The 6,219-nt window shown below is 45.6% G+C and carries 10 protein-coding genes; 5 read left to right on the forward strand and 5 right to left on the reverse strand.

The features are described from left to right. Positions 1–515: 515 nt before the first annotated feature. Together ROR01S_RS25480 and ROR01S_RS25485 are read right to left on the reverse strand one after the other, a co-directional pair. The gene (locus ROR01S_RS25480) at positions 516–917 is read right to left on the reverse strand and encodes a helix-turn-helix transcriptional regulator (RefSeq protein ID WP_044347889.1); all 402 of its coding nucleotides are present in this window, start codon (positions 915–917) and stop codon (positions 516–518) included. After that, positions 917–1,108: a Rop family plasmid primer RNA-binding protein gene (locus ROR01S_RS25485; protein WP_044347887.1), complete on the reverse strand. Its 192-nt coding sequence runs from the start codon at positions 1,106–1,108 to the stop codon at positions 917–919. Before ROR01S_RS25485 ends, ROR01S_RS25480 begins: the two co-directional genes overlap by 1 nt. 415 nt (positions 1,109–1,523) lie before the next feature. Here ROR01S_RS25485 and ROR01S_RS27795 point away from each other — a divergent pair, with 415 nt between their 5' ends. Beyond that, positions 1,524–1,667, forward strand: coding sequence for a replication initiation protein (locus tag ROR01S_RS27795; RefSeq protein WP_072046519.1), 144 nt, complete (start codon positions 1,524–1,526; stop codon positions 1,665–1,667). A 181-nt stretch (positions 1,668–1,848) separates the two neighbouring features. Here the strand turns inward: ROR01S_RS27795 and ROR01S_RS26740 are convergent, their stop codons facing one another. The 3 genes from ROR01S_RS26740 to ROR01S_RS25495 form a co-directional block, all read right to left on the reverse strand. Then, positions 1,849–1,983, reverse strand: a complete 135-nt coding sequence (locus ROR01S_RS26740) for a colicin release lysis protein (RefSeq protein WP_071891505.1) — start codon at positions 1,981–1,983, stop codon at positions 1,849–1,851. A gap of 31 nt (positions 1,984–2,014) precedes the next feature. After that, positions 2,015–2,323 carry a hypothetical protein gene (locus ROR01S_RS25490; RefSeq protein WP_064359985.1) on the reverse strand — a complete coding sequence of 103 codons (309 nt, stop codon included), beginning with the start codon at positions 2,321–2,323 and terminating at the stop codon, positions 2,015–2,017. Positions 2,324–2,637: 314 nt separating this feature from the next. Next, positions 2,638–3,393 carry a glycoside hydrolase family protein gene (locus ROR01S_RS25495; protein WP_094955594.1) on the reverse strand — a complete coding sequence of 252 codons (756 nt, stop codon included), beginning with the start codon at positions 3,391–3,393 and terminating at the stop codon, positions 2,638–2,640. A gap of 1,143 nt (positions 3,394–4,536) precedes the next feature. Here ROR01S_RS25495 and ROR01S_RS25500 point away from each other — a divergent pair. The 4 genes from ROR01S_RS25500 to tolA all read left to right on the forward strand — a co-directional run bounded on the left by ROR01S_RS25500 (position 4,537) and on the right by tolA (position 6,195). Beyond that, positions 4,537–4,800: a hypothetical protein gene (locus ROR01S_RS25500; protein WP_044347895.1), complete on the forward strand. Its 264-nt coding sequence runs from the start codon at positions 4,537–4,539 to the stop codon at positions 4,798–4,800. Then, entirely contained in the window at positions 4,790–5,089 is a 300-nt protein-coding gene (locus ROR01S_RS25505; protein WP_044347893.1) for a type II toxin-antitoxin system RelE/ParE family toxin, read from the forward strand. Before ROR01S_RS25500 ends, ROR01S_RS25505 begins: the two co-directional genes overlap by 11 nt. A gap of 182 nt (positions 5,090–5,271) precedes the next feature. Then, positions 5,272–5,676, forward strand: coding sequence for an Exc2 family lipoprotein (locus tag ROR01S_RS25510; RefSeq protein WP_044347891.1), 405 nt, complete (start codon positions 5,272–5,274; stop codon positions 5,674–5,676). A gap of 81 nt (positions 5,677–5,757) precedes the next feature. After that, positions 5,758–6,195 carry a cell envelope integrity protein TolA gene (tolA, locus tag ROR01S_RS25515; RefSeq protein WP_044347900.1) on the forward strand — a complete coding sequence of 146 codons (438 nt, stop codon included), beginning with the start codon at positions 5,758–5,760 and terminating at the stop codon, positions 6,193–6,195. Positions 6,196–6,219: the final 24 nt, after the last annotated feature.

A 6,219-nucleotide genomic window follows, 5' to 3' on the forward strand; every position in this document is an offset into this window, starting at 1 on the left:
CGGTGAACGGGGACGCAATTTATTGCGTGGCCGCGAAACGTTGCCGGCGCAGCCGGAAAACAGGTTTCAGCACCTTCAGGAATCCAGTTCATAACAGCCGGCACTGACGAATGGCAAGTCACCGGACGACTTACCACACGATTCACCCGCGACTCTACTCTAGAGTCGTGCCTAGAGTCGCCATGGTCACAAATCAACCAAACGGGGAGTCGTGTCTAGAGTCGGTTCGATGTTAACTCTCTGATTTTATAGTACTGAGTCATTACCGACTCTATGACGACTCCCCGGGGACTCTATGACGACTCGTCATAGAGTCTGATCTATGTAAATAAAATTTAAAAAACGAAATTTCAAACTATTAATTAATTGATTTTAAATAGAAATCAGCAAAATTTTAATTTTGCGTGGGGTGTGGGTATTTTTCGTTGTGAGGAGCGTTCAGAGATCTGGCAATTTTTGGGAAGGTTCAGGAACTCCCCGGAATGGCCGGAGAGCAAAACGGAAGCATGACGCGATCAGGATTTTTTCCAGAATTTCCACCACGGCGCCGGAGCGTCAGTTAATTTTGCCTGGTGGTTTTCAAGAAGGAGCATCGCCTGTTTCAGGCTGTCAATGTGCGAATCCTTGGATAAAAGCAAGGTGTTCAGGTGTTCAACCTCCTGTTTTAGGTGACGAATGACCTGTTCACTCTGGTCAGCAGGGGCTGTATCACGCTGTTCAGAGACCTGTCCAGAATGGTGTTCGCCCTTCGGTTGCTCAAAGGGGCCAAAAACGCGTAAAAGCTCTGAGGTATCGACCATTTTTGCATTTCTTTCACCGTTACAAGTGGACAGTTCACCTGTTTTAATTAACCTGTGCAGTGTTGTCCGGCTCTTACCCGTTAGCCGGGCAGCCTCACTAATAGACACTCGGGCCATCAGTTATCATCCTGTAATGCATCCAGTCTCGAGGACAGTGTACGGAAAAGATGCTCAGCATCATCATGGAGTTTCTCACAAAGGTCAGCCTCAGCATCAAGATCAAGCTCGTTAAGCTTCTCCAGCAGGAGCAGGGACTGATTCTGGATGAACTTAGCCATGTTCAGCGCCGTTTTCTGTTGTTTCGTCATAAAGGGCCTCAGAGCGTCAGTGCTCAGTGTAAAACCGGTCTCTTTTCCGCTTCCTCGCTCACTCAGTCGCTACGCTCCTGCCGTTCGGCTGCGGCGAGCGGTAGAGGCTCATGCGTAAGAACACAAAGCAACAGAGCCAATAGCCGCGGAAAGCAAACAAAGGCCACGCCGTTGCCGTTTTTCCATAGGCTCCGCCCCCCTGACAAGCATCACAGAAACAGACGCTCAAATCAGTGGTGGCGAAACCCGACAGGACTTTAAAGATACCAGGCGTTTCCACCCGGTGGCTCCCTCGTGCGCTCTCCTGTTCCTGCCTTTCGGTTTACCGGTGTCATTCCGCTGTTATGGCCGCGTTTATCTCATTCCACGCCTGACACTCAGTTCCGGGAAGGCAGTTCGCTCCAAGCTGGACTGTGTGCACGAACCCCCCGTTCAGTCCGACTGCTGCGCCTTATCCGGTAACTATCGTCTTGAGTCCAACCCGGTAAGACATGCAAAAGCGCCACTGGCAGCAGCCACTGGTAACAGGTTCGCAGAGCAAAGAAGTCTTGATGAGTGAGGCTAACAAAGGCTACACTGATAAAACGAATTTGGTTTCTGTGCTCTGCGAAAGCCAGTTACCTCGGTTCAGAAACTTGCCGGTTTCTGCTCCTTCGAGAAAACCACCTTGCCGGGTGGTTTTTTCGTTTACAGAGCAAGAGATTACGATGATCAATAAAGGATCACAAGAAGATCCTTTACTAAGAACTAGCACCACTTATCGTAGAAGACGTTGAGGGCGCCACAGACCCGCCTTGAACATCCCTGATATAGTTTGCCTGGCATGATACTAACAATGCCACTGCAACAAATAATAAAATAATTCGGCAACGCATAAGAAACCACCAAAATTAGCAGCAAAGAAAGTTAATTATTATTAAAATAAAATATCATATCCATAGATAACAACCCATAATTCTTAACCACCGCTGGGTATTTAAAATTATCATCCTTGTCAATTACTGACACCAACTTATTATTAAGCTCACGACAAGGTTTCAGACCATTATCAGCCAACTGTTCAAGCGCAAACACCTGAGTTAATATAGGATCTGATGGAGCGGTATTCCCAGTTGTTATTGATATTTTACAAACAGCCCCATCATATTTAATCATATCATTACCATTAAAAAACCCAGAAACCTTCTTCTGAATTTTATTTTGATATTTTATCATGGCTTCAATTACAGCTTTAGGGTTGTCGTTTTCATATCCCCCCCCCCCTTACCAAAACTCTCTAAATACTTCCTAATCTCAGCTGACGTATCAGTTTCATACACCGTAGATTTCGGAGCAAAATAAACCTTAACATCAGCAGATGCTTCACCAACACAAAATAAAAATAAAAAACAAAAACAAAAACAAAAAGACAAAAAACGTATCATAACTTAACCTCATAGAAGACATTAAATTCATCATAGTCTATAAGCTTAAAAAATTACTTATGACTTGCTCCCATCCTAATAGATAGGAGCAACAAATTTATACTACTATCGATTATACCGCAACTGATCGTAAGTATCTTTATTCCTTTTATCACCCCTTTGATTTAGGGTTCTATGGCTCTCATCAGCTGCTGTATTCCAATCACCACGATTTACCGCATCATTAAAATTAACGAAGACTTCCTTAAGCGTTGGTACACCAAGGTTGAATCCCATGTCTACTAATGCGGTTTTTCGTGGATCAGAGAAATCATTATAACCAGGGTAAAGGCTGCGTAATCCAGTCTCTGTAGTTTGAACATCTTTAATACACTGACCGATTACATCTGCATTCGAAAGGTGAATACTCTGCTGTTCTTTTGGGTTTTTCTTATAAGCGTTATATGCGGCAGCTATATCACTTTTAGATACTGCAACCTCACTTTCCATATCATCACCATGTAAACGAACAACTTTAGTTCGGCTAAATGGCAATGCTTGAGCCATTTGAGCAGATCCAAGATAATGTCCAATACCGATGGTGATGTTCCCCTTGCTATCTCTATACATGGTATTGATAGAACCTTCGTGGTCCTTCAAGTTATTTAAACACATGGACATGTACCGACCGTTGTAATCCTTTGTTGTTGAAACATCAACCCATGTATTAGCTGTTAACCCGGTAAAACCACTTCCTGCAGCCCCGCCTGAACCACCACCACCATTATAAGTACTAGTATTACCATCATAGCTATGGATAGTCCCGTAAGGAGTATCATGATCATGCCAACCTGGACCTTTATTAGAATCTTCAATACCCACTTAAATTACCTCTCTGACGTATAGATTAATAAAAAAACAACTGTATAAACATACAGTGCTGAGGTTACATATTATCACCCACCCTGTCAATAACAGGTCTTTAGTTTATTTTAAAATAAGCAAAGTTTTATTAAACCCATTCTTTATAAATAAAATTGACTATTTTTTATTTTTTATAAATCAGCCCATGGTTCAACTTAGTTGATACGCGGTAAAAGCCCTTCGGGGCTTTTTTACGCCGGCCATTTAACATAAAGCCCTGATTATGCGCACCGCTAAAACGGCCTCAGGGCGTTTCTGACGGGAAACCTGTAAAATGGGCAATAAACCACCCGAAAACCCGCCAGAAACGCGCAGCTGCTGTTTTTACGTCATGCATGAGTATGCGAGCAAGTGCATAGCGCGGAAATTCAGTTCGTTTAGCCAGGGTGACGTCTGTTTCCGACGTTCTTCACCTCCGAAAACGGTGAACGGGGACGCAATTTATTGCGTCCCCGTGAAGCGTTGCCGGCGCAGCCGAAAAACAGGTTTTCAGCACCTTCAGGAATCGGGTTCGTCGACAGCCGGCAATGACGTTATGGCAAGTCGCCGGACGACTTACCACACGATTCACCGGCGATTCGAATCGTGAATTGAATCAAGAATCACCATGAACAAAAAACATCCAAAATGATGAATTGAATCAAGAGTCAATTCATCATAACAATATGATAATAAAGCGTGATTCACATATGAATCGTGGGTAATTCGTCAGCGATTCACCATAGAGTCATCAACGAATTGGATTCACCTTACAGAAGGTAAGTTCACGTAATTTAAAATAGATAACCAATTGAAATTAAATGGCTATCAGCAAAATTTTAATTTTGCGTAGTGTGTGGGTATTTTTAGTGGTGAGGAGCGTTTAGAGATCTGGCGATTTTTGGGAAGGTTCAGGAACTCCCTGGAATGGGCGGAGAGAAAAATTGAATCATGTGCGTATTCTGGCGAAGATGAACGGTTACCGACAGCAGAACTGAGAAACTGCGTTCACATTGGGACAGAATACGCACCAGCAATCAGGAGCGAGCTTAACCATATTTTTCCGGTCTTCCCCCTGCTACACTCCTTCACACACACGCATAAACACAGGGAGGCTTCCCCATGAGTAATACCTCACACTACGAAAATGCAAACTTTCTGCGGGAACTGGCCGAAAGCCTGCCTCGGATACTGCCCGCCGGTGGTGCAGATAAAGCCGCACTGCTGCAACGTCTGGCTAATGAGGAACTGGCCCAGGCGGAGTATGAGGAACAGGTTCGTGCCAAAGTCACCGCTGCTCGCGCTGACACACGCCCGGGTATGACCACCGAACAACTCCGCCAGCGGCTGCATGGCCGTTATCGGGAAGTCCGCGATGCCGTATGACGTGGAATGGAAACAGGGGGCTATCGAGGACGTTACAACACTGTTTGGCTATATCGCGGAAAATTCATCGCTGTGGGATGCCCGAAACGTCACGGAGCGTATCCTCGCTGCAGCAGACAAGCTCTCCGATTACCCCAGACTTTACGAAGTGGACTCGCGATATGGCGATGACGTTCGCCGGCTCAGTCTGATGGGACAGCATGTTCTCTATGAGGTTGATGATCAGGCCAGGAAAGTCCGGGTTCTAGCCGTTGTGGGACAACGGCAGAATCCGCATTTAGTGCGCTGAGTAACCTGTCACAGTGTGCAATTTATTACTTGCCCGTCACTATTAGGCAAGCGCGTCGACGTATCCTCCACTTCCCCCCTGTTCAACCAGGTTTAAGTCCAGTCGTGTGATGTTTTCAACTGTTTACGAACTCCATTAACTGCATCTATCATGGGGTTAATTTAAACAGACAGGGAAGCTCCATGATGTGTATCAGGCCACTCACTCTCATTCTTCCATTGCTGCTGACCGCCTGCTCCGGCTCACAGACCAGCGTTGAACGAAATGCCAGCCATGCTGCATCCGCTATTGAGCGCATGCATTTCGACCCTAATACCCGCATGCAAAGGGCCGACAGTATCACAGCCCTGAAACCCATGATGCAGCAACTCTACGACCAGGGGAAAAAAGACAGAACCGATGGTCTAACGCCTGCTCAGGCTCAGAAGCGGGTGGAAAGCTTCAGCTGCCCTGACGTCCTGTCCGGTGGACAGAAAACGCGGATCCTTGGCAAAGAGTACGATGCTGATAACCCCGAAAAGCAGCGTCAAATTCTCCTGGAAGCAGGAATATCTTCATACTGGGACGGCTATAATGGGCGTTCTTAGTTCATCGAAAATAATTATGCCGGGAAACGCCATAAAAGGGGTTTCCTGTACCTCATCAGGGATGAACAGAGAAATATGCTCATGCACATCAGACCACTACCAGCTCTCTTACTCGTTCTTCCACTTCTTATGACAGCATGTAATGGCAGTCACACCTTAAAGATGGATGCCCGTGCCACACCTGCCAACACAAAACCAGCGGAAGTTGACGATCTTTTAGGTGATCTTCAATCCACTACAGTGATTCCGGAACAATCCAGAATAAGTACATACGCACGCCAGGTACAAAAGGCCATAGCTGCGCAGATGAACGAACCAAACGCATATGCAGGAAAAAATTGCGTGATCAATATCTCTCTTCAGCCTGATGGCTCAGTGAATGATGCAACAGCAAAAGAGGGTGACGAAAGGCTCTGCAAAGCTGCTATTTCAGCTATTACACGAGCAAAAATACCTGCTGCACCCGATGAAAAGACTTATCAGATGCTCAAAAACGCAACTATCGATTTCAGACTATAGAAACAGCCACCGTAATTTCAAAAG

It is taken from the genome of Klebsiella ornithinolytica NBRC 105727 = ATCC 31898 (assembly GCF_001598295.1).
In the GTDB taxonomy this organism is placed as follows: Bacteria; Pseudomonadota; Gammaproteobacteria; order Enterobacterales; family Enterobacteriaceae; genus Klebsiella; species Klebsiella ornithinolytica.

Bases quoted from the DNA above. Each gene is read 5' to 3' on its own strand.
- ROR01S_RS25480 (WP_044347889.1), bottom strand. From the start codon at position 917: ATGGCCCGAGTGTCTATTAGTGAGGCTGCCCGGCTAACGGGTAAGAGC.
- ROR01S_RS25485 (WP_044347887.1), bottom strand. From the start codon at position 1,108: ATGACGAAACAACAGAAAACGGCGCTGAACATGGCTAAGTTCATCCAG.
- ROR01S_RS26740 (WP_071891505.1), bottom strand. From the start codon at position 1,983: ATGCGTTGCCGAATTATTTTATTATTTGTTGCAGTGGCATTGTTAGTA.
- ROR01S_RS25490 (WP_064359985.1), bottom strand. From the start codon at position 2,323: ATGATAAAATATCAAAATAAAATTCAGAAGAAGGTTTCTGGGTTTTTT.
- ROR01S_RS25500 (WP_044347895.1), top strand. From the start codon at position 4,537: ATGAGTAATACCTCACACTACGAAAATGCAAACTTTCTGCGGGAACTG.
- ROR01S_RS25505 (WP_044347893.1), top strand. From the start codon at position 4,790: ATGCCGTATGACGTGGAATGGAAACAGGGGGCTATCGAGGACGTTACA.
- ROR01S_RS25510 (WP_044347891.1), top strand. From the start codon at position 5,272: ATGATGTGTATCAGGCCACTCACTCTCATTCTTCCATTGCTGCTGACC.
- tolA (WP_044347900.1), top strand. From the start codon at position 5,758: ATGCACATCAGACCACTACCAGCTCTCTTACTCGTTCTTCCACTTCTT.